Source organism: Nocardioides sp. WG-D5 (assembly GCF_054031175.1).
Genome location: NZ_CM132928.1, coordinates 518,578 through 538,570, shown reverse-complemented (window position 1 = coordinate 538,570; position 19,993 = coordinate 518,578). Strand labels below are relative to the sequence as shown.

The 19,993-nt window shown below is 71.3% G+C and carries 20 protein-coding genes and 1 riboswitch; of the genes, 13 read left to right on the top strand and 7 right to left on the bottom strand.

The window, feature by feature from the left end:
- Nucleotides 1-28: 28 nt before the first annotated feature.
- Nucleotides 29-1,072: a LacI family DNA-binding transcriptional regulator gene (locus ACWZJV_RS02655; RefSeq protein ID WP_457180135.1), complete on the top strand. Its 1,044-nt coding sequence runs from the start codon at nt 29-31 to the stop codon at nt 1,070-1,072.
- Nucleotides 1,073-1,113: 41 nt separating this feature from the next.
- Complete coding sequence (locus ACWZJV_RS02650) at nt 1,114-2,088, top strand: GNAT family N-acetyltransferase (protein ID WP_457180134.1); 975 nt, start codon at nt 1,114-1,116, stop codon at nt 2,086-2,088.
- On the opposite strand, the gene ACWZJV_RS02645 is transcribed toward ACWZJV_RS02650, so the two are convergent.
- Nucleotides 2,085-2,774: a Pr6Pr family membrane protein gene (locus ACWZJV_RS02645; protein WP_457180133.1), complete on the bottom strand. Its 690-nt coding sequence runs from the start codon at nt 2,772-2,774 to the stop codon at nt 2,085-2,087. The genes ACWZJV_RS02650 and ACWZJV_RS02645 overlap by 4 nt on opposite strands.
- Before the next feature lie 227 nt (nt 2,775-3,001).
- On the opposite strand from ACWZJV_RS02645, the gene ACWZJV_RS02640 reads away from it, so the two are divergent.
- From ACWZJV_RS02640 to lhgO, 3 genes are all read left to right on the top strand, one after another.
- On the top strand, nt 3,002-3,901 hold the full coding sequence (locus tag ACWZJV_RS02640) for a patatin-like phospholipase family protein (RefSeq protein WP_196873823.1): 900 nt from the start codon (nt 3,002-3,004) through the stop codon (nt 3,899-3,901).
- A 123-nt stretch (nt 3,902-4,024) separates the two neighbouring features.
- Nucleotides 4,025-4,372: a YciI family protein gene (locus tag ACWZJV_RS02635; protein WP_196873824.1), complete on the top strand. Its 348-nt coding sequence runs from the start codon at nt 4,025-4,027 to the stop codon at nt 4,370-4,372.
- Nucleotides 4,369-5,553, top strand: coding sequence for an L-2-hydroxyglutarate oxidase (lhgO, locus tag ACWZJV_RS02630; RefSeq protein ID WP_457180132.1), 1,185 nt, complete (start codon nt 4,369-4,371; stop codon nt 5,551-5,553). The genes ACWZJV_RS02635 and lhgO overlap by 4 nt, the downstream gene beginning before the upstream one ends.
- A 12-nt stretch (nt 5,554-5,565) precedes the next feature.
- Here the strand turns inward: lhgO and def are convergent, their stop codons facing one another.
- Complete coding sequence (gene def, locus ACWZJV_RS02625) at nt 5,566-6,180, bottom strand: peptide deformylase (protein WP_196873826.1); 615 nt, start codon at nt 6,178-6,180, stop codon at nt 5,566-5,568.
- Between the two features lie 95 nt (nt 6,181-6,275).
- Here def and ACWZJV_RS02620 point away from each other — a divergent pair, with 95 nt between their 5' ends.
- The 4 genes from ACWZJV_RS02620 to ACWZJV_RS02605 all read left to right on the top strand — a co-directional run bounded on the left by ACWZJV_RS02620 (nt 6,276) and on the right by ACWZJV_RS02605 (nt 10,414).
- Complete coding sequence (locus ACWZJV_RS02620; RefSeq protein WP_457180131.1) at nt 6,276-7,640, top strand: acyl-CoA dehydrogenase family protein; 1,365 nt, start codon at nt 6,276-6,278, stop codon at nt 7,638-7,640.
- Nucleotides 7,640-8,854: an acyl-CoA dehydrogenase family protein gene (locus tag ACWZJV_RS02615; RefSeq protein WP_008356987.1), complete on the top strand. Its 1,215-nt coding sequence runs from the start codon at nt 7,640-7,642 to the stop codon at nt 8,852-8,854. The genes ACWZJV_RS02620 and ACWZJV_RS02615 overlap by 1 nt, the downstream gene beginning before the upstream one ends.
- Nucleotides 8,855-8,873: 19 nt before the next feature.
- Complete coding sequence (locus ACWZJV_RS02610; protein WP_457180130.1) at nt 8,874-9,410, top strand: nucleosidase; 537 nt, start codon at nt 8,874-8,876, stop codon at nt 9,408-9,410.
- Between the two features lie 83 nt (nt 9,411-9,493).
- Nucleotides 9,494-10,414 (top strand): patatin-like phospholipase family protein, encoded by a 921-nt coding sequence (locus ACWZJV_RS02605; protein ID WP_457182013.1) that lies wholly within the window; start codon nt 9,494-9,496, stop codon nt 10,412-10,414.
- A 108-nt stretch (nt 10,415-10,522) separates the two neighbouring features.
- Here the strand turns inward: ACWZJV_RS02605 and galK are convergent, their stop codons facing one another.
- Together galK and ACWZJV_RS02595 are read right to left on the bottom strand one after the other, a co-directional pair.
- Nucleotides 10,523-11,683, bottom strand: a complete 1,161-nt coding sequence (gene galK / locus ACWZJV_RS02600; RefSeq protein ID WP_457180129.1) for a galactokinase — start codon at nt 11,681-11,683, stop codon at nt 10,523-10,525.
- Nucleotides 11,684-11,733: 50 nt separating this feature from the next.
- The gene (locus tag ACWZJV_RS02595; RefSeq protein ID WP_196873831.1) at nt 11,734-12,309 is read right to left on the bottom strand and encodes a LysR family substrate-binding domain-containing protein; all 576 of its coding nucleotides are present in this window, start codon (nt 12,307-12,309) and stop codon (nt 11,734-11,736) included.
- 116 nt (nt 12,310-12,425) lie between these two features.
- A riboswitch (guanidine-III (ykkC-III) riboswitch) is annotated at nt 12,426-12,489 on the top strand.
- A 10-nt stretch (nt 12,490-12,499) separates the two neighbouring features.
- Between ACWZJV_RS02595 and ACWZJV_RS02590 the strand changes: the two genes are divergently transcribed.
- Both ACWZJV_RS02590 and ACWZJV_RS02585 read left to right on the top strand, forming a co-directional pair.
- The gene (locus tag ACWZJV_RS02590; protein ID WP_040754974.1) at nt 12,500-12,814 is read left to right on the top strand and encodes a DMT family transporter; all 315 of its coding nucleotides are present in this window, start codon (nt 12,500-12,502) and stop codon (nt 12,812-12,814) included.
- Nucleotides 12,815-12,922: 108 nt separating this feature from the next.
- Nucleotides 12,923-13,606 (top strand): TetR/AcrR family transcriptional regulator, encoded by a 684-nt coding sequence (locus tag ACWZJV_RS02585; RefSeq protein ID WP_457180128.1) that lies wholly within the window; start codon nt 12,923-12,925, stop codon nt 13,604-13,606.
- A gap of 4 nt (nt 13,607-13,610) precedes the next feature.
- Here the strand turns inward: ACWZJV_RS02585 and ACWZJV_RS02580 are convergent, their stop codons facing one another.
- Genes ACWZJV_RS02580 through ACWZJV_RS02570 form a run of 3 tightly spaced genes read right to left on the bottom strand, consistent with a single transcriptional unit; the run spans nt 13,611 to nt 17,636 of the window.
- Nucleotides 13,611-14,162, bottom strand: coding sequence for a hypothetical protein (locus tag ACWZJV_RS02580; protein WP_457180127.1), 552 nt, complete (start codon nt 14,160-14,162; stop codon nt 13,611-13,613).
- Nucleotide 14,163: 1 nt separating this feature from the next.
- The gene (locus ACWZJV_RS02575; RefSeq protein ID WP_457180126.1) at nt 14,164-16,146 is read right to left on the bottom strand and encodes a primary-amine oxidase; all 1,983 of its coding nucleotides are present in this window, start codon (nt 16,144-16,146) and stop codon (nt 14,164-14,166) included.
- Between the two features lie 8 nt (nt 16,147-16,154).
- Nucleotides 16,155-17,636 carry an APC family permease gene (locus ACWZJV_RS02570; protein ID WP_457180125.1) on the bottom strand — a complete coding sequence of 494 codons (1,482 nt, stop codon included), beginning with the start codon at nt 17,634-17,636 and terminating at the stop codon, nt 16,155-16,157.
- Between the two features lie 222 nt (nt 17,637-17,858).
- On the opposite strand from ACWZJV_RS02570, the gene ACWZJV_RS02565 reads away from it, so the two are divergent.
- Both ACWZJV_RS02565 and ACWZJV_RS02560 read left to right on the top strand, forming a co-directional pair.
- Entirely contained in the window at nt 17,859-19,331 is a 1,473-nt protein-coding gene (locus ACWZJV_RS02565; RefSeq protein ID WP_457180124.1) for an APC family permease, read from the top strand.
- On the top strand, nt 19,328-19,987 hold the full coding sequence (locus ACWZJV_RS02560; protein WP_457180123.1) for a helix-turn-helix domain-containing protein: 660 nt from the start codon (nt 19,328-19,330) through the stop codon (nt 19,985-19,987). Before ACWZJV_RS02565 ends, ACWZJV_RS02560 begins: the two co-directional genes overlap by 4 nt.
- Nucleotides 19,988-19,993 lie beyond the last annotated feature (6 nt).

Here is a 19,993-nt window from a genome sequence, read left to right as displayed (position 1 = left end):
CCATGTGGTGAGGGGGCATGATGTGACCGTGCCCATAACACCAGCCTCCGCCCGCCTTGCTGACATCGCGGCCCATGCGGGCGTCAGTGAGGCGACGGTCAGTCGCGTCCTCAACGGTAAGCCGGGTGTCGCGGCGGCGACGCGCGAGGCGGTGCTGGCGGCGATCGACGTCCACGGCTACGAGCGCCCGGTGAAGCTGCGCCAGCGCAGCGAGGGGCTGGTCGGGCTGATCACTCCCGAGCTCGACAACCCGATCTTCCCGGCGCTCGCGCAGGTCATCGCGCAGGGGCTGACCCGGCAGGGCTACACCCCGGTGCTGGCGACCCAGACCCCCGGCGGCTCGACCGAGGACGAGCTCACCGAGATGCTGGTCGACCGCGGCGTCACCGGGATCATCTTCGTCTCCGGTCTGCACGCGGACACCACCGCGGACATGACCCGCTACGAGAAGCTCCGCGCCCAGGGCGTTCCCTTCGTGCTGCTCGACGGGTTCAGCCCCGACATCAAGGCGCCGTTCATCTCACCCGACGACCGCGAGGCGATGCAGCTGGCGGTCACCCACCTCGCCACCCTCGGTCACACCAAGATCGGCCTGGCCGTCGGCCCCCGCCGGTTCGTCCCGGTCCAGCGCAAGATCGAGGGTTTCGTGGCGACGATGGCCGACCGCTTCGGCCTCAGCGCCGAGGAGGTCGAGAAGAGCCACATCCGCGACTCGCTGTTCACCCTCGAGGGCGGCCAGGCCGCGGCCTCCGCGCTCCTCGACGAGGGCTTCACCGCGATCGTCTGCGCCAGCGACATGATGGCGCTGGGCGCCATCCGCGCCGCCCGCTCGCGCGGCCTGCAGGTCCCCGAGGACATCTCCATCGTGGGCTACGACGACTCCCAGCTCATCGCCTTCACCGACCCGCCGCTGACCACGGTCCGCAAGCCCGTCCCGGCGATGGGCCAGGCCGCGGTGCGCGCCATCCTCGACGAGATCGCCGGCACCGGCGCACCGCACTCGGAGTTCGTCTTCCACCCCGAGCTGGTCGTTCGCGGATCCACCGCGTCCGGCCCGCGCGTCAACCCCTGACCTGTCGGGAGCAGCCGGCACGCGACTGGCAGGATGGGCGCGTGACGATTGTGGCTGCTGCTGACGGTTCGGCGCTCGGAAACCCGGGTCCCGCGGGGTGGGGTTGGTACGTGGACGAGTCCACCTGGGCGTGCGGCGGATGGCCCCACGGCACCAACAACCAGGGCGAGCTGACCGCCGTCCTCGACCTGCTGCAGCAGACGGCCCACACCGGCGAGCCGCTGCTCATCTACTGCGACTCCAAGTACGTCATCAACTCGGTCACCAAGTGGATGGCGGGCTGGAAGCGCAAGGGCTGGAAGAAGGCCGACGGCAAGCCCGTCCTCAACGTCGAGATCATGAAGGAGCTCGACGCGGCGATGCAGGGCCGCAACGTACGTTTCGAGTGGATCAAGGGCCACTCCGGACACCCGCTCAACGAGGCCGCCGACCGGCTCGCCAACGGCGCCGCACTGGCCTATCAGGCGGGGAGTGCGCCGGACCCGGGCCCGGGCTTCGCGGGTGCCGTCGAGGCGCCTGCGATCGCTCCGCAGGTCGCGCGACCCGAGCCGGAGGAGCCGGACGACCTGCTCGGCCTGCTGACCGCGGAGCCGCCCGCGATCCAGGAGCCCGTGGCGTACTCCTTCTCCGCCGACCAGAGCCGGATCGACCCCGACTGGGTGCACCGGATGCTCTCCCAGTCCTACTGGGCGAGCGAGCGGACCCGCGAGGTGCAGGACGCGGCCAACAAGGGGTCGCGCTGCTACGGCGTCTACGACGCGGCCGGCAACCAGGTCGCCTTCGCCCGCGTGGTCAGCGACTTCGCCGACTTCGCCTGGCTGTGCGACGTGATCGTCGACCCGGGCGTGCGCGGCCAGGGCATCGGCAAGCGCCTGATCGAGGGGATCGTCGCCGACCTCGAGCCCTACCGGATCCGCCGCACCCTGCTCGCCACCGAGGACGCCCACGAGCTCTACTCGAAGTACGGCTGGGAGCCGCTGCCCGCGCCCGAGCGCTGGATGATCCGCAACCGCTAGGGCGTCGCCTCGGTGGCGGAAGGCTCGACCGGGGCGACGTCGCGCCGGTGCCCGACGCTGACCACACCCCAGGCGACCAGGGTGAAGGCCGCGGCGATGCCGGCGACGTAGAGCGCGACGACGAGATAGCCGTCCTGGACGTGCGGGTTGAGGAACGGGTAGGGGTACCACCAGCCCTCGCCGGTGAGCGGCGAGACCACGAACTCGCCGCGCAGCAGCGTGTAGACCACCCACACGATCGGCCAGGAGATGACGACCGCGATCGTGCGCCACGGCAGCCGGCGGCGCGGGGGAGCGAAGAGCAGGTCGGCGACGAGGAAGATCGGGCCGATGAGGTGCAGCACCTCGTTGGCCCACGGGGTCGCGGCGAGCGCGATCCCGCGCAGCAGCAGGTTGTAGACGAGACCGGTGATGGTCATGAACGTCGTGGCCGCGGCGAGCAGCACGGCAACCCACACCGGCTCCTGACCGGAACGGGTCAGTGCCCAGGCCGCGCCGGCGACGAGCCCGGCGACCGCGAAGAGGTTGGACTCGATCGTGAAGTAGCTGAAGAAGTTCACCAGGACCGTCCCCGTGCTGGAGCCGTCGGCGGGCACCGTGCGCAGCGCGTTGCGGAACTCGGCCAGGACGGCCGCGAGGATGAGCGCCGCCATCGCCAGGCGCAGGATCGACCAGGTCTTCGTCACGGACTCACCGTAAGGCCGCGACATGCCGACCGTGGTGCTAATTCGAGGTGAGCCACGTCGTGTCTCCGTGCTAGCTTCGTCGCGATCGTGATCCGACGGCAGGAGGTGAGACCCGTGTACGCAACATCCACAGCGGGTGCTCCCCGCCGCCCACGATCGCGCGGCTGAGCCCAGATCCGGGCCGGCCACCGGGAGCGCCTGCGGAAACGCTTCGAAAGGCGACTCCCATGAACACGACTTCTCCTTCGCAACCGGCCTTCGCCGACAAGCGCGCGCTGGTCCTCAGCGGCGGCGGATCGGCAGGCAACGCCTGGCTGATCGGCGTCCTCGCCGGACTGCTCGACGGCGGCTTGGACGTGACCGGGGCCGATCTGGTCATCGGCACCTCCGCCGGCGCGACCGCCGCGGCCCAGCTCGGCGGGGCGAGCCCCGCCGACCTGCTGGCCGCCATCCTCTCGGCGCCGACTCCCCAGGCCGGGCCAGGACACCGCGGCCCCATCTCCTGGGCCCACCTCGAGCGGACCGACGCCATCATCGCGGCATCGGCCGACCTGCCCGACATGCGCCGCCGGATCGGCGCGGACGCGATCGAGATCGCCGAGGCCGCGGGCGCGGCCGGGCGGGATCGCTGGCGAGAGACCGTCGCGGCCCGGCTGCCGAGCCCGCACTGGCCGGCGGGCAGGACCCTCCTCACCGTGGTGGACGCCGACACCGGTGAGCCCGTCGAGCTCGACCGCGACAGCGGCGTCGACCTGGTCGACGCGGTCGCCGCCAGCTGCGCGGGCGGCCCGGCGTACGCGATCGGCGGCCGCCGCTACATCGACGGTGGCTACCGGCGCTCGAGCGAGAACGCCGACCTGGCGGTGGGGCACGGGCGGGTCCTCGTGCTCTCGCCGCTGGGCGGCCGGACCCGGCATCCGGCCGGCTGGCGCAGCGATCTCTCCGCGCAGGTCGACGAGCTGCGCGCGAGCGGCAGCAGGGTGGAGACGATCCTCCCCGACGCCGGCTCGCGCGAGGCGTTCGGCGACAACATGATGAACCCGGCGACCCGGCCGCCCGCGGCTCGGGCGGGGCATCGCCAGGGTCTGTCCCTCGCCGAGGAGTTCGCCGGGTTCTGGGGGCGATGACGGCAGCCGCGGCGTACGTTCTTCCCGGGTAGTTCTTCCCGGGGAGCTGTCGAAAGCGGCTGGACCCGTTCGTGGAGCGAGTGAGGGTGGCGACGAGCGCTGCCCGAAGACAGGAGGTTGCCGATGACCAAGTATCTGATCTCGTTCCGCGACGAGGCGGTCGACCACCGCGACGAGGACGTGGCCGACATCGCCGAAGCGTCCTCCGAGATGACGCGCGAGGCCGTGGCGGCCGGCGTGTTCGTCTTCGGCGGTGGGATCAAGGGCGGTCTCGAGGACGCCTGGACGGTCGACGAGGCCGGCGTGGTCACCGACGGTCCCTACCCGGAGAGCAAGGAGCACCTCGGCGGCTTCATCATCGTCGACGTGGACACCCTCGAGGATGCGCTGATGTGGGCCGGGAAGTGCGCCGCGGCATGCCGAGCCACCATGCAGGTCCGCGAGCTGCTCTCGGGGGCTGAGGCGCGTTGACCACGACCGGGGTCGTCGGCGGTGGGATCGTCGGGCTGGCGGTGGCGCGGGAGATCCTGCGCCGCCGCCCTGCCGAGACGGTGATCGTCCTCGAGAAGGAGAGCACGCTCGGCGTCCATCAGACCGGCCACAACTCCGGGGTCGTCCACGCCGGCATCTACTACCGGCCCGGCAGCCTCAAGGCCCGGCTCTGCACCCGCGGCCGCGACCTGCTCAAGGAGTTCGCGGCCGAGCACCGGATCCCGCTCGAGGAGTGCGGCAAGCTGGTCGTCGCGGTGGCGGAGTCCGAGATGGGCCGCTTCGACGCGCTGGAGAGGACGGCCACCGAGAACGGCGTGCCGGGCCTGAGACGGGTCGGCCCCGAGAAGATGAAGGAGATCGAGCCGTACGCCGTGGGGCTGGCCGCGCTGCACTCGCCCCGGACCGCGATCACCGACTACGTCGCCGTGACTGAGGCGCTCGGCCGCAGCATCACCGAGGCCGGGGGAGAGGTACGCCTCGGCGAGGAGGTCACCGGCATCCACCGCGTCCCCGGCGGCATCGAGGTGGCGACTCCCACCGGCCGGACCCGGATCGACCACCTGGTCGTCTGCGGCGGCCTGGAGTCCGACCGGCTCGGCGAGCTGACCGGCGGGCCGAAGGCGCCCCGGATCATCCCGTTCCGCGGTGAGTACATGCAGGTCAGCAAGGCGAAGCAGGATCTCGTCCGCGGCATGGTCTATCCCGTCCCCGACCCGCGCTACCCGTTCCTCGGCGTGCACTTCACCCGCCGGGTGGGTGGCGGCCTCGAGGTCGGGCCCAACGCCTTCCTGGCGCTCAGCCGCCGGCGCTACGGCCGGACGTCGCTGACACCGCGCGACCTCGTCGACACGCTGGCGTGGCCCGGGTTCTGGCGGTTCGCCGCCGAGCACTGGCGCACCGGGTTCACAGAGCTTCGCGGCGTACTGTCGAAACGGGCCTACATGCGTGAGGCCCAGCGCTATGTGCCCGAGATCGGCGCCGCCGACGTCGAGCGCGCGGGCCTGGGGCTGCGGGCCCAGGCCGTCGAGCGCGACGGCTCGCTCGTCGACGACTTCGTCATCCACCACTCCGACGGCATCACGTCCGTGCGCAACGCGCCGAGCCCGGCCGCGACGTCCAGCCTCGCCATCGCCGAGTACGTCGTGGACCGGATGTCCTAGCCGGAGGTCGGCTCAGTCGACCTGCTCGCCGGCGGGCCAGTCGGCCGGGTAGTCCTGGGCCACGCGGTCGTGCTCCTTGGTGAGCTTCTTGCGGGCCTTGGCGGAGATCCGGTCGCCGAAGACGGTGCCGTTGGTGTGGTCGGTCTCGTGCTGGAGGCAGCGGGCGAGCAGGCCGTTGCCCTCGAAGTGGACCGGCTGCCCGTCGAGGCCGAGGCCGTCGACGGCGGCCCAGTCGGGGCGGCCGCAGTCGACGAAGGCGCCGGGGAACGACAGGCAGCCCTCCAGGTCGACGTCGAGGTGACGGTCGTCGCCCTCGGGCAGGGTCAGCACGGGGTTGCAGACGACGCCGACCGTGCGCCGGCCGGTGGCGTCGGGGCAGTCGAAGACGAAGATGGCGACGTCCTCGCCGATCTGGTCCGCGGCCAGGCCCACACCCTCGGCGGCGTACATCGTCGCGACCATGTCGGCGGCCAGCTCGGTGAGCGCGGCGTCGAAGACCTCGACCTGCTTCTTCGGCCGGTGCATGACCGGGGTGCCCCAGCGGGTGATCGGCCGCACCCTCCCACCCTCGGGCAGGGCGCCGTGCGGCGCGAGCGGGGCAGCGGATTCGAGCGAGGAGTCGGCCATGTGCCAACCCTATAAAGAAGCGCTGGATGGTTTGTTACCGCCATCACCACGGCTAAGTGTAGACCGCGTTGTAACTCCCAGTTACAGTTCTACCCATGAGTATCCTCCAAGGCCTACGTGGCGGGCTCGCGAACGGCGTCCCGTCCGGCGAGTCGCGTGATCCGATCGGATTCGCCGTGGCCGGTCTGCGCAAGCTCTCGCAGAGTCCTGCGCTCGACCGGCTCGGTGTCCGCAAGCAGACCGAGCAGGTCGTCTTCACGGTGACCCGCAGTGGGTTCAAGACGATGGCGGCGACCAGCCGCGCGTTCAAGAAGAAGGGCAAGCAGGGCGCCCCGGGCGTACGCGTGCCCAACGCCATCCCCCACGGCGTCTTCGACCTGACCCCGAGCGAGGACGAGCAGATGCTCGTCGACGTCGTCACCGAGTTCGCCGCCGAGGTCGTACGTCCCGCGGCGGCCGAGGCCGACGAGGCCTGCGCCGCGCCAGAGGAGCTGCTCAAGTCCAGCCTGGAGATCGGGCTGCCGATCCTGGGTGTCCCCGAGGAGCTCGGTGGCATCTCCGAGACCCGCTCCGCCGTGGCCGGCACCCTGGTCGCCGAGGCCCTCGCCAAGGGCGACCTCGGTCTGGCCGTCGCGGCGCTCGCCCCCGGCTCGGTCGCGACCGCGCTCGGCCTGTGGGGCACCGACGAGCAGCAGCAGACCTACCTGCCCGCGTTCACCGAGGGCAACGTGCCCGCGGCCGCGTTCGCACTCAACGAGGACAAGGTCCTCTTCGACGTGCTCTCGCCGTCGACGACCGCCACGAAGACGGCCGACGGTTACACGATCACCGGCGCCAAGTCGCTCGTCGCCCGCGGTGCCGAGGCCGAGCTCTTCGTGGTCGGCGCCTCGCTCGACGGCAAGCCGGTGCTGTTCCTCGTCGAGTCCTCGACCCCGGGCCTGAGCATCGAGTCCGAGCCCGCGATGGGCGTACGCGCCGCCTCGCTGACCAAGCTGACCCTGACCGACGTGAAGGTCCCCGCGACCGCCGTCCTCGGTAAGACCGACGGCTCGACCTACACCGAGGCCGTGCGGCTCTCCCGCCTCGCCTGGTGCGCGCTGTCCATCGGTGTCGGCCAGGCCGTCCTCGACTACGTGACGCCCTACGTCAAGGAGCGCGAGGCCTTCGGCGAGCCGATCGCCCACCGCCAGTCGGTGGCGTTCATGGTCGCCAACATCGCCATCGAGCTGCAGGCGATGCGCCTGGTGACCTACAAGGCCGCCAGCCGGGTGGCGCAGGGCATCGACGCGACCCGCGAGATCGCGCTCGCGCGCAAGCTGTGTGCCGACAAGGGCATGCAGATCGGCCTCGACGGCGTCCAGCTGCTCGGCGGCCACGGCTTCGTCAAGGAGCACCCGGTGGAGCGGTGGTACCGCGACCTGCGTGCGATCGGGATCATGGAAGGCACGGTGCTGGTCTGATGGCCATCAATCTGGAGGACCCCAAGAAGCTCAAGCCGCTGCGCGAGCAGATCCACCAGGTCGCGATGAACATGCTGCGACCGATCTCGCGCAAGTACGACAAGGCCGAGCACGAGTACCCGACCGAGCTCGACATGCTCGCCGCCATGGCCGACGGCCTGGCCGAGTCCGGGCAGGGTGAGGGCGCGGGCGCCACCGGCGTACGCCGCGACTCCAAGCCCGACGACGGCAAGGTCAAGAACGGCGCCAACATGTCCTCGGTCATCTCGGTCTCGGAGATGTGCTGGGGCGACGTCGGGCTCACCCTCGCCATGCCGCGCCAGGGCCTGGGCAACTCGGCCATCGCGTCGGTCGCCAACGACGAGCAGCACGAGCGCTTCGACGGCGTCTGGGCCGCGATGGCGATCACCGAGCCCGGCACCGGCTCCGACTCGGCGAACATCAAGACCACCGCCACTCTCGACGGTGACCACTACGTGCTCAACGGCGAGAAGATCTTCGTCACCTCCGGTGACCGCTCCGACGCGGTCGTGGTGTGGGCGACGCTCGACAAGGAGCTCGGCAAGGCGGCGATCAAGTCGTTCGTGGTCGAGAAGGGCACGCCGGGGATGAAGGTCGAGCGTCTCGAGCACAAGCTCGGGATCAAGGCCTCCGACACCGCCACGATCACCTTCACCGACTGCCGGGTGCCTGCCGAGAACCTCCTCGGGAGCCCCGAGATCAACGTCAAGGAGGGCTTCGCCGGCGCGATGGCCACCTTCGACAACACCCGTCCGCTGGTGGCCTCGATGGCGGTCGGCTGTGCCCGCGCGGCACTCGACTACACCCGCGACCTGCTGGAGAAGGCCGGCGTCGAGATCGACTACGACCGCCCGGCCCACCTGCAGTCGGCGGCCGCGGCGAAGTTCATCCAGCTCGAGTCGGACTACGAGGGGGCGTACCTCCTCATGCTCCAGGCCGCCTGGATGGCCGACAACCGTCAGCCCAACTCGAAGGAAGCCTCCATGGCGAAGGCCAAGGCCGGCCGGATGGGCTCGGACGTGACCCTGTCCTGCGTCGAGCTGGCCGGCACCATCGGCTACTCCGAGGGTGAGCTGCTGGAGAAGTGGGCCCGCGACTCCAAGATCCTCGACATCTTCGAGGGCACCCAGCAGATCCAGCAGCTGATCGTGGCGCGACGCGTTCTCGGGCTCTCGTCGGCGGAGCTCAAGTAGACAGATAGCCTTCGGCGCCATGAGCGTACTCGTGGTGTCGGCGACCAGGGCCGAGGCGGCCTATGTTCCTTCCGGTCTCAAGGTGGTGATCACCGGGATGGGGAAGGTGGCGTCCGCCTCGGCCGTCTCGCGTGTGCTGGCGGCCGACAAGACCATCCGGCAGGTCGTCAACATCGGCTCCTGCGGGGCGCTGCGCGACGGCCACACCGGGATCTACGAGGTCGGGACCGTGCTCAACCACGACTTCTCCTCCGCCGCCATCCGGGCGCTGGGTCACCCGGTGGAGGACGCGCTGACGGTCGGGGAGTCGGAGATCGTCTGCGCCACCGGTGACCTGTTCGTCACCGACACCGCCGTACGCGCCGAGCTCGCCCGGCGGGCGCACCTGGTCGACATGGAGGCCTTCGCGGTCGCCTGGGCCTCCCGAGAGGCCGGCGTCCCGGCGCGTGTCGTCAAGCACGTCTCGGACAACGCCGACGAGTCCGCCCTCGACTGGGCCAAGGTCGTCGACCGGTCTGCCCGCGACCTCGGAGCCTGGCTCGCCGCGAACGTGTGACGTGCGCCCCTGTCCCGGCGTGTCGGAGCGACCCGATGCCGGGACCTACTCATCGGTAGCACCACAATCCAGGTGTGGACGCGATGCAATCGGGAGTGGTGGAGCTGCTGCGTTCCCGCCTCGGCGGGAACGGTCGGAACAAGAGTGACGGGGCGACGCTCGCCCTCGTGATCGAGGGCGGCGGCATGCGCGGGATGCTGTCGGCGACGATGGCCTCGGTGCTCGCCGACCACGGCCTCGTGGATGCGGTCGACCTGGTGGTCGGCACCTCCGCCGGCGCGGCCAACGCAACCGCCGTAGCGGCGGGGACGATCGGTGCCTTCAGCGAGTCGTACGCCTCGGTGTTCGCCTCGCCCGAGTACATCGGCGCCGGGCGGATGCTGCGCCGCAAGTCGATGGTGGACACCCGGGGGATCACCACCCGGTCCTCGGAGCTGTTCGAGTGGACGCTGGCGCTGCGCGACGGCGCACCCCGGCTGGCGGCGGTCGCCACCGACGTGGTCACCGCGAAGGCCGTCCCGCTCACCGACTTCGCCGACGCCACCGACCTCGCCGACTCGGTGATCGCCTCCAGCCAGCTGCCCCTGGCCGGCGGCCTCCCGGTGACCGTACGCGGCCGCCGCTGGCTCGACGGCGGGCTGATCGAAGCGGTGCCGGTCGCCTCGGCGGCGGCGCTCGGGGCGACGCACGCCATCGTGCTGGTGACCCGCCCGTTCGGGACGGCGCCCAGCTACGGTCCGGCCGACCGGGTGATCGAGCGCTACCTGCGCCGGGTGAACCCCGAGCTCGGCGACCTCTACCGCAGCCGGCCGGACCGCTACCGCAGCACGGTCGCGGAGATGCGGGCCGGCAGCTACGCCGGCGTGCACACGCTGACCTTCGCACCCGGCGCGGACGACCCGATCCCGGGTCGCACCGAGACCCACGTCGACCTGTTGCGGGCCGCCCGTGACGCCGCCGTCGCCACCGCGACCAGGAGGCTCGCCGAGGCGGGCCTGGTCTGAGCCGGCGGGTGGGGCGGGATGCTGACCGAGGTAACTCGGTCAGCGGCCACTGACCTCGTGGAACTCCACGAAGTCGGTGTCAGCTCACCGAGTTACCCTTCGACAGGCTCAGGACATCGCCTCGGTGAACATCGCGCCCGCCGACGGGCTGGCGATCAGGTGCCCCGGGGCGCCGTAGCCGGCCTCGGCGAAGGCCTTGTCGATGGCCGAGCTCACCGACTCGACGGCGGCGGTGGGGAGGATCGAGACGATCGAGCCGCCGAAGCCGCCGCCGGTCATCCGGGCGCCGTCGGCACCGGCGCCGACCGCGGTCTCGACGGCGAGGTCGAGCTCGGGCACCGAGATCTCGAAGTCGTCGCGCATCGAGGCGTGGGAGGCGGCGAAGAGCTCACCGATCGCGGTCCACTCGCCCGCGCCCAGGGCGGCCACCGTCGGCTCGACCCGGGCGATCTCGGTGACGATGTGGCGGGCGCGGCGGCGTACGACGTCGTCGCCGAGGGTCTCGACCTGCTCAAGGGTGGCCTCGCGCAGCGAGCGCAGCCCGAGGTCGGCGGCGGCCTTCTCGCACTGGGCGCGCCGGGAGGCGTAGCCGCCGTCGGTCAGCTGGTGCTTGACCCGGGTGTCGGTGACCAGGATCGTGCGCTCACCGAGGGCCAGCGGGACGCTGCGGTGCTCGCCGGACTCGAAGTCGATCAGCAGCGCGCCACCGGCCTCGGCGAAGACCGCGACCGACTGGTCCATCCCACCGGTCGGCGCGTTGGCGACCTCGGTCTCGGCCCGGATCCCAGCGGCGACGACAGCCCGCTGCAGCTCCTCGTCGAGCTGCCGGCCGGCGACACCGAGCGCCGCCATCGCGGTGGCGCACTCGACCGACGCCGAGGAGGACAGGCCCGCGCCGAGCGGGACCGACGACTCCAGGTGCATGTCCAGGCCACCGGTCACGAGGCCGGCCTCGCGCAAGGTCCACAGCACCCCCGCGACGTACGCGGCCCAGCCCTCGATCTCCGGCCCGAGCTCGTCGATGTGGCCGGTGAACGGCTCCGGCTCCTGGGCCGAGGCGATCCGGATGACGCCGTCGGTGCGCGGCGCGGCCGCGGCGTAGGTGGCGTGGGGGAGCGCCACCGGGAGCACCAGACCGGCGTTGTAGTCGGTGTGCTCGCCGATCAGGTTGACCCGTCCCGGCGCCCTCCCCACCACGGTCGCCTCGGTGCCGAAGGAGGTCTGCAGCGCCTCGGTCGCGCGGGTGGTGAGATCGGTCGGTTCGAGCATGCCGCAAAGTCTGCCCGGTCGCCCGCCGGAAGGGCTCATCCGGGTGTGCCTCAGTGCCGTGAGGAGTTGCGCGAGCGGCCACGGACGATGCCGATGAAGGTCTGCACGCGCTCGTCGTCGTTGTCGATCAGCCAGGCCAGGCCGACGGTGGTGGGCTCGACGCCGGCCACCGGCCGGAAGACCGCGTCCTTGCGGTGGTAGAGCCGGGCGATCGACATCGGCACGATCGCCACGCCGGTGCCGGCCGCGACCGTCTCGACGGCGTCCTTCTCGCTCATCGGCGGCCAGGCCAGCTGCTCGGCGCTCGGCGTCCAGCCCCCGCGCTCGGGGATGACCAGCTGCTCCTCGGCGAGGTCGTCGAGGGTGACCTCCTCGAGCAGGGAGAGCAGGTGCTCGTGGCCCATCACCGCGACCGGCTGCTCCTCGTAGAGCGGGATGCAGTGGAGGCCGTCGCGGTCGACGGGAAGCCGCACGAGGCACATGTCGAGCTCGCCCTCGCGCAGCAGCCGCTCCTGGTCCTCCTCGGTGACCGGGACCAGCTCGAGGCGCTCACGGCTGCGGTCACGCCAGATCCGGGCCCACTTGTCGGGAGTGGCTCCGGTGACGAAGCCGACGGTGAAGGTCACCGTCGCATCCTCTCATCATCCTGCGACGAACCCGGCCTTCGATCCCGCGCAGAAGAATGCGGCGTTCCTTACCATCCCCAAGTTTCTATCGAGTGACAGTTTTGCTAAGGTCGAAGACGTCAGCCGAGACCGGCTGCCGGACGAGGGAGCCGTACCCGGAAGCGCGACAAGACGGCCGTCTGGAGTGGTCATGTCCTGGCTTTTTCTTGTTGGATCCGGCGTCCTCGAGGCCGTGTGGGCGCTCGCCCTGGGCCGCACCGAGGGGTTCTCGCGGCTGGTCCCGACGGTCGTCTTCGGCATCGCCCTGTTCGGCAGCCTGGTGGGGCTCGCGATGGCCATGCGCACCCTGCCGATCGGCACCGCCTACGCGGTCTGGGTGGGGATCGGCGCCGCGCTCACCGTCGGCTACTCGATGGTGGCGGGGGAGGAGGCGATCAGCCCCGTACGCGTCGTGCTGATCATCGCGCTCGTCGGCTGCGTCGTCGGCCTCAAGCTCACGCACTGAGTGGTTTGCGGGCGGACACGTCCCTCGGCGCTTGACTCTTTCGATATGAGTGCGAAACTTGCTCTCTCCAACGTTACCTATCGTTCGACAGAAAAAGGCGATGCCACGGTGTCACAGATCTCGCCGCGTCCGGGTCGCGGCCGTCCACGGCTGCTCCCCGGCAAGATTGCGGCGAACCCCCGAGATCAGATCCTCGCTGCCGCCGCGGAGCTCTTCGTGGGCCGCGGCTATGCCGGCACCACCACCCGCGAGATCGCGGAGGGTGCCGGGCTGAGGCAGGCCTCCATCTACTACCACTTCGGCAGCAAGGAGGAGATCCTCGCGGAGCTGCTCGAGCGATCGGTCCAGGACCGCGTCGAGCAGGCCGGGAAGATCGAGGCCGGGATGGCGTCGGCCACTCCCGACGTGGGTCTCTACGCCCTCGCCGTCAGCGACATGAGCGCGCTGGTCGCGATGCCCTACAACATCGGCATGCTCTACCGGCTCCCCGACGTCATCGCCTCACCCGTCTACGACCGCTACGGTCATCTTCGCGACGACCTGGTCGCCGGCTACGGCCGGGTCGCGCAGCGGGCCGCCGGCGCGCGGCTCTCGGCGAGCAGCGGCGAGCCCGGGCTCGGCGAGCTGCTCGTGCAGATGGTCGAGAGCGTGGTCAGCCTGCGCCGCGACGACCGGGTCGGCAGCACGACCGTCGCCACGATCGCCTCGGCCTGCCTGAGGCTGTGCGGCGTCGCCGAGGACGCGATCGAGCAGGCGCGCGAGGCGGCGCTCACCGCACTGGCGCGGGCCTGAGTCCTCACAGCACGCACATCGCAGCCATCGCCACGAGCGAGACCGACGAGGCGCCGAGCTCGAGTCGGCCGAGGAGCGTCGTCCGGTCGCGGCGGCTCTCGCCGACCGCGTACGCGACGAAGGCCCCGGCAACGACGACGGCCATAGGTGCGGCCAGGCCGCCGGCCGGCGCCTGAGGGTGCGCACCGGTCGAGTGGTTCAGGTGATGCTCGAGGCCCGGCGGTGCCATCGCCACGGCGAGGGCCGCCATCGCGATCAGGTGGAGCCCACGAGGGAGCCGATCGGGGTGGACGCGACGCGTCCCGACGAGCCCGGCGCCGAGGACGCCGAGGACGAGCGCCCACGACGTTGCCGGGAGGACGGACCCGCCGCCCGTCCCACCCATCCCGCCCATCCCGAGCACCATCGTGTCGGCCATCGCGGCCAGCATCAGCGCCATCGCCCCGAGGGCAGTGACGTCGACGCCGCCCGGGCACGCCGTCCGGCCGGCGCCGGCCGCACAGCAGCCGGCGCCGACGACGGCGGGCACCAACGAGAGCACCACCAGCGCGGTCATCTCATCCCTCGTGGTGGCAGCACGCGTCTCCCGAGGACGCTTCCGCTGACGGCGCACAGTGGGCCGCCGCGCTCGCCGGCACGTTGAGCGTCGGGTTCCGGTCGAAGAAGCCGTACGGCACCAGCTTGAAGCCCGCGTAGTCGACCGGCATCACCGGCCAGTCCTCGGGCCGCGGGAAGTGGGTCAGCCCGAACGTGTGCCACAGGACGACATCGGCTCCGTCCAGCGGTCGGTCGGCCGCCATGTAGGCCGGGAGCCCGTCGCCGCCCGGGTTCTGGTTGACCAGATCACCGGCCGGGTAGCGCTCCGCGGGCGAGTAGACGGTGACGAAGAGCTCCTTGGTGGTGAAGCCCGCCCGCGCCGCGATCGAGGAGGACGGGTCCGCGAGCAACGTCGGGTTCTGCTCGGCGTGGAGCGCGTAGCCGGTCGGCCGGCCGTACGCATTCGTACGCTCCGTGGAGACGACGTGCCAGGTGCGGCCCAGCGCGGAGTCGGCCGAGCGGGCGCCCTCGGCCTCCGAGGCCAGGCGTGTGGAGGAGTAGGTGAACGCGTTGCCGTACGGGTTCGTCTCCGAGACCGGCAGCCGGACCGCCTCGACCTCCTCGACCGCGTTGCTGACGCCGTCGACCATCATGTCCAGGCGGGCACTGAACAGATGCTGGTGGAACGGCGCGCCGACGCCGGGCGCGACCTCGGTGGCGTACGGCCACTCCTCCATGCCCTTGTAGGAGGACGGGAAGAGGATGCCGGTGAGCTTGGCCTCGCACTCGATCTTGCCGTCGAGGTAGAGATACCAGTAGAAGCCGTAGTCGTAGTTGCCGACCGTGGTGAAGAACGAGATCACCAGACGACGCTGACGGCGCACCTCGGAGACGCCCTCGACGAAGAGGTCGGTGTGCTTCCACAGCGTGCCGAAGTCCTCCTCGTGCATGCAGATCGCGTTCGGGATGATCTGCGGGTTGCCGAACTCGTCGGCGAGGGTCGCGTCGAAGTAGCGGATCTCGCCGAGGCAGTCGCAACCGAGCTTCAAGGAGTTCGCGAAGCGGCCGAAGATGTACTCGCCGGTGTCGAAGTAGTTCTGCCAGAACCGGGTGGGAGAGGGGTCGGCGTACGGCACCACCATCTCGGCGATCGAGGCCCGGTAGACGACCGGGCGGACCTCGCCGTCCTTGTCGGGGTCGCTGTAGGCGAGGTTGTGCAGGACGAGGCCCTCCCGGGCGTCGAAGCCCAGGCTGAAGCTCCAGTTCGCCCAGGTCACGGCGTCGCCGTCCACCTGGAAGGACGGACCCTCCGGCTGGGTGATCTCGATCGGCTTGAGCCCCTCCAGCGGCGCCGGGCGCCCCTTGTCCAGGTGGAACTGCGAGGGTTCGCTGGGCACCGGGAGCACCTCGTTGTCGACCAGCTCGATGACCTCGCCGGCGATGATGTCGACGTAGGCGCACAGCCCGTCGATCGGGTGGGCCCAGGGATGGTCGGTGGGATCGGTGAAGCCGAACGGGAAGACCCGGATGATCCGCTTCCCCTCCTCGCCGGGGTTCTCGTAGTAGCCGGGCGAGAGCGGCGCGGTGACCACGTCGGTGACGGCGTAGCCGCGCTTCTCCAGCGCGGCCGCCCAGGCCGGGTCGGCCTGGACGATCGGGTCGATCGCCTCGAACTCCTCCACGAGGATCGGCAGCTGGCCCCGGGAGCCGTCCACCTCGCTCACCGTGACCGTGCCGGCGGTGAGGTCGACCAGCGTGTCCAGGCCTGCTCCGGTCGCGGTGTCGAGGAGCAGGGCCCGTACGCAGCGGGCCGGCGTCGGCCCGCCGGCTAGCGCCGCGAGCACCTCGGCCTTCGCGGGCTCGTCGAGGCCGACGTAGGCGAACCTGGTCTTCTCGCTCACGTGCCCGGCCTCGTGGAGGAGCTTGCTGGCGGCGGTGATCTCGGCGGCGGTCAGGGAGGAGACCGGGTTGGTCCGCACGGTGGGTGACATCTGCAGGGTCATGGGATTCCTCACTCGGAGATGGTGTCGATGACGTTCGCGTACGTCTCCGGGCGCCTGCGCCTCAGGACGTACGCCTGGACGATCCCGAGCACCGGGAACGCGGCCATCACGATCAGGAAGGTGAGCGTGAGGGTGCCGAAGCGCGGCGCGCCCGCGGCGTCGACGTCGCCCAGCAGCAGCGGGAAGTTGACGAACAGGACGGCGGTGACCGCGAGCAGCCCCGCGAGCCCGATCCCGGGGGCGACCCAGGTGTGCCAGAGGCCGGCGCCGACCCGGTTGCTCGCCAGGTAGACGATCACCGCGAGGCAGGTCAGCGCCATCAGGACCACGATCGCGAAAGTGGCCACGCCGGAGAACCAGGTGAAGACTTCCAGGAAGGGGTCCAGACCGAGCACGGCGAAGGCGATGGTGAAGAGCGCCGCGGTGACGGTCTGCGCGAGCGAGGACAGGTGGGGCGACTCGTGGCTGCCGTGCACCTTGCCCACCGCCGCGGGCAGCAGCGAGGCGTGAGCCATCGAGTGCTGGTAGCGGCTGATGACGTTGTGGAAGGAGAGAACGCAGGCGAAGAGGCTGGTCATCAGCAGGATCGCGACGATCTCGGCGCCCGCGCCGCCGAGGTAGCGCGCGGTCGTGGTGCCGATGAAGCCCTCGTAGTCGGTCTGGATCTCCTCGGTGAAGCCTTCGCCCCATCCCTGCACCAGGGCCCACGAGGTGAAGGTGTAGAAGACGGCGATGATCGCGACCGCGGCGTACGTCGCCAGCGGGATCGTCCGCGCCGGATCCCGGGCCTCGTCGCGGAAGATCGCCGTCGACTCGAACCCGATGAACCCGGCCATGCAGAACATCAGCGCCAGCGCGGGGGTGCCGGAGGTGATCACCGACGGCGTGAACGAGGAGACGCTGATCCCGTCGGCGCCTCCCTGCACGAGGATCACGACGGCGAGCACCACGACGATGCCGACCTCGGCGGCCAGCAGCGCCCCGAGCACCTTCGCGGAGAGCTCGACGTGGCGGTAGCCGAGCACGCCGACGGCGGCGACCATGGCCAGCGCCCAGACCCACCAGGGCAGCGCCAGGCCGGTCTTGCCCTCGACCCACCCGGCGAGGGTGAGGCCGAGGAAGCCGTAGACCGCGATCTGGACGGCCGTGTAGGTCAGCATCGCGAGCCACGCCGCCGCGATCCCGCCGGGGCGGCCCAGGCCGTAGCCGACATAGGTGAAGAAGGCACCGGGGCGGGCGACGTACCGGCTCATCGTGGACAGCCCCACGGAGAAGAAGAGCAGGATCACCCCGCCGATGGCGAACATGGCGGGGACGCCGGCGCCGTTGCCCAGCAGGGCGGCCAGCGGGAACCCGCCGCCGATGACGGTCAGAGGCGCCGCGGCGGCGACGACCATGAAGACGATCGATCCGGCTCCGAGCTTTCCGGACAGCCGTCTAGTGGCGGGTGGGGCGGCCGTTGCGACGGTCGCCGGCTGAGCGGTGGTCATGGGGGACTCCTGGGTCGGGGGCAGGTGGATCCCACCGTTTCCGGCCGCGCTTTCGTCGCTGTCACCACGACGCAAACATCCGACGCCGACCGAACGGGAACGCCGTTCTCAACTGGTGCGTCGCGCGGCGTGACGGCGGCGTAACCGGTCCGAAACCATCGGGCCCCTAGCCTGGTCCGAACCTTGCGAACCGGATGCGAGGCAGACCGAAAGCAGACGCCGATGAACGCACTCGACCGGGCGATCATCGACCCACCTCGGGTCGCCGGGGTGGGCGAGCGGTCGCCGATGGCAGGGCTGGAGCGGCGTACGGTCGGGTTCGTCGATGTGCTCGCGCAGTCGGTCGGGGCCACCGCCCCGGCGGCCGCCGCGGCGACGCTGCCGGCCCTGATCGCGGTCCGCTCCGGGCACACGCTGCTGGTCTGCCTGGCGCTGGCGTGGATCCTGGTGGCCGGCGTCGGCGCGGCGGTCGGCCAGTTCACCCGCCGGATGGCGGCGCCCGGCTCGCTCTACACGTTCGTGACCAAGGGGATCGGGCCGAGCGCCGGGTTCGTGACCGCCGTCGGACAGGTCGTCGGGTACGCCTTCGTAGCCATGTTCGGGCTGGTCGGAGCGGCACTGTCGGTGCAGACGTTCCTGGCCTCGGTCGGGGCGGCGGCCTCCTCGGCGGTGGTGACCGGTCTCGGCGTGGTGGCGCTCGGCGCGGTCTGCTTCGTGGTGCTGCGCCGAGGCATCCGGATCTCCGCGCGGGTCACCCTCGTCGTCGAGATGGTCTCGGTCGCGATGCTGCTGGTGCTGCTGGTGACCGTGCTGTCCCGCGCCGGGGCCGAGGCGCTGACCGCACCCTTCCGGGCAGGGCTGCCGGGCCCGGGCGGGCTGGTCGCCGGCACCGCGGTCGCGATCACCGCCTTCGTCGGCTTCGAGACCGCGGCGTCCCTGGGTCGCGAGGCGGCGCGCCCGTTCCTGACCGTGCCGCGCACGATGCGCTGGACCCTGATCGTGGTCGGGTTCACCTACCTGCTCTCCGCCTACACACAGGAGGCGGGCGGAGTCTCCTTCGGTCTGCAGCTCGCCGACAACGACGTCGCGCTCAGCGCGCTCTCCGACGGCGCCGGCGTGCCGCTGCTGGGCCGTCTGCTCGACCTCGGGCAGGCCACCTCGTTCCTGGCGTGCGCGATCGCCTCACTGACCGCGCTGGCGCGCGTGGTCTTCAGCCTCGGCCGCGAGGGCGTGCTGCCCCGGGCGGTCGGGTTCACCGACCCGCTGCGCAGCACTCCGCTCGGCGCCCTGGCGGTCGTCGTACCGGTCACGGTGGCGCTCCCGCTGCTGCTGCTCGCCGGCGGCCTCTCCGCCTGGCGGACGATGAGCGTCCTGATCGCGGTCGCCGCGGTCGGCTACATCGTCGCGTACGTCCTGGTGGCGGTCGCCGCGCCCGCGTTCCTGCACAGGATCGGGGAGCTGACCCGTTCCGCAGTCTGGGGCTGTGGCGCCGTGGCTGTTGCTCTCACCGGGGTGCTGGGGGTCTATCTCGCCGTCGTGGGTGGCACCGACCCGCTGGCCCTGAGCCTGGTCGGTGTGGTCGTGCTGGGCGGCGGGGCCGGCTACCTCTTCGTCCGGCTGCGGCAGCGTGAGGGTTTCGCCCGGATGGGCCTGTTCGACGAGCCGATCTCGGACGATCTGCTGGGTGGCCGGTGAGCCCCGGCGGCGACGCCGGCGGCCGTCAGCCGCATGCCGTACGCAGCGCACTCTCGGTCCTCGAGGAGGTGGCGCGAGCCGGTCCGGGCATCACCGCCAAGCAGATATCGGCAGCGCTCGGGCTGCCGCGGGCCACCACCTACAGGCTGGTCAACCTGCTGGTGCAGGACGAGTATCTCGTCCGGTTGCCCGACCTGTCAGGGTTCGCGCTGGGCCACCGGGTGACGCTGCTGGCGTCGAACGCGGTCCCGGACCGCGAGCGCGAGACCGCGGAGATCCTGGGCGGGATGCGGGCCCGGATCCGGGCGGGCGTTCATCTGGCGTCGTTCCGGGACGGGCGCCTCGAGCTGGTCGATGTCGACCCCGACTTCCCGCTGACCGCCGCCGCGCTCGCGGACCCGCCGGAGCTCGGCGCGGACCCGGGTGCGGCGGCGCTGGGGCTGCTGCCCGCAGCCGGCGCCGTGGAGCGCTATGTCGTCTGCGTCGGTCAGTCGGGCTACGGATCTCTCGCGGCGGCGGTCCGCGACGGCGCCGGCGTGCTGGTCGCCGGTGTCGCGCTGGCGGTCCCGGCGCCGCGACTGGACGACCCTGCCGGTCTCTACGCCCTGGTCCACGACGACATCGAGCGGCTGCGGGCGGTGCTGACCCGCGGCTGACCCGTC

Excerpts from the sequence above, each read along its gene's own strand:
- ACWZJV_RS02640 (WP_196873823.1), top strand. The coding sequence starts at position 3,002 with ATGAACACGACTTCTCCTTCGCAACCGGCCTTCGCCGACAAGCGCGCG.
- ACWZJV_RS02635 (WP_196873824.1), top strand. The coding sequence starts at position 4,025 with ATGACCAAGTATCTGATCTCGTTCCGCGACGAGGCGGTCGACCACCGC.
- def (WP_196873826.1), bottom strand. The coding sequence starts at position 6,180 with ATGGCCGACTCCTCGCTCGAATCCGCTGCCCCGCTCGCGCCGCACGGC.
- ACWZJV_RS02620 (WP_457180131.1), top strand. The coding sequence starts at position 6,276 with ATGAGTATCCTCCAAGGCCTACGTGGCGGGCTCGCGAACGGCGTCCCG.
- ACWZJV_RS02615 (WP_008356987.1), top strand. The coding sequence starts at position 7,640 with ATGGCCATCAATCTGGAGGACCCCAAGAAGCTCAAGCCGCTGCGCGAG.
- ACWZJV_RS02610 (WP_457180130.1), top strand. The coding sequence starts at position 8,874 with ATGAGCGTACTCGTGGTGTCGGCGACCAGGGCCGAGGCGGCCTATGTT.
- ACWZJV_RS02605 (WP_457182013.1), top strand. The coding sequence starts at position 9,494 with ATGCAATCGGGAGTGGTGGAGCTGCTGCGTTCCCGCCTCGGCGGGAAC.
- galK (WP_457180129.1), bottom strand. The coding sequence starts at position 11,683 with ATGCTCGAACCGACCGATCTCACCACCCGCGCGACCGAGGCGCTGCAG.
- ACWZJV_RS02590 (WP_040754974.1), top strand. The coding sequence starts at position 12,500 with ATGTCCTGGCTTTTTCTTGTTGGATCCGGCGTCCTCGAGGCCGTGTGG.
- ACWZJV_RS02580 (WP_457180127.1), bottom strand. The coding sequence starts at position 14,162 with ATGACCGCGCTGGTGGTGCTCTCGTTGGTGCCCGCCGTCGTCGGCGCC.
- ACWZJV_RS02575 (WP_457180126.1), bottom strand. The coding sequence starts at position 16,146 with ATGACCCTGCAGATGTCACCCACCGTGCGGACCAACCCGGTCTCCTCC.
- ACWZJV_RS02570 (WP_457180125.1), bottom strand. The coding sequence starts at position 17,636 with ATGACCACCGCTCAGCCGGCGACCGTCGCAACGGCCGCCCCACCCGCC.
- ACWZJV_RS02565 (WP_457180124.1), top strand. The coding sequence starts at position 17,859 with ATGAACGCACTCGACCGGGCGATCATCGACCCACCTCGGGTCGCCGGG.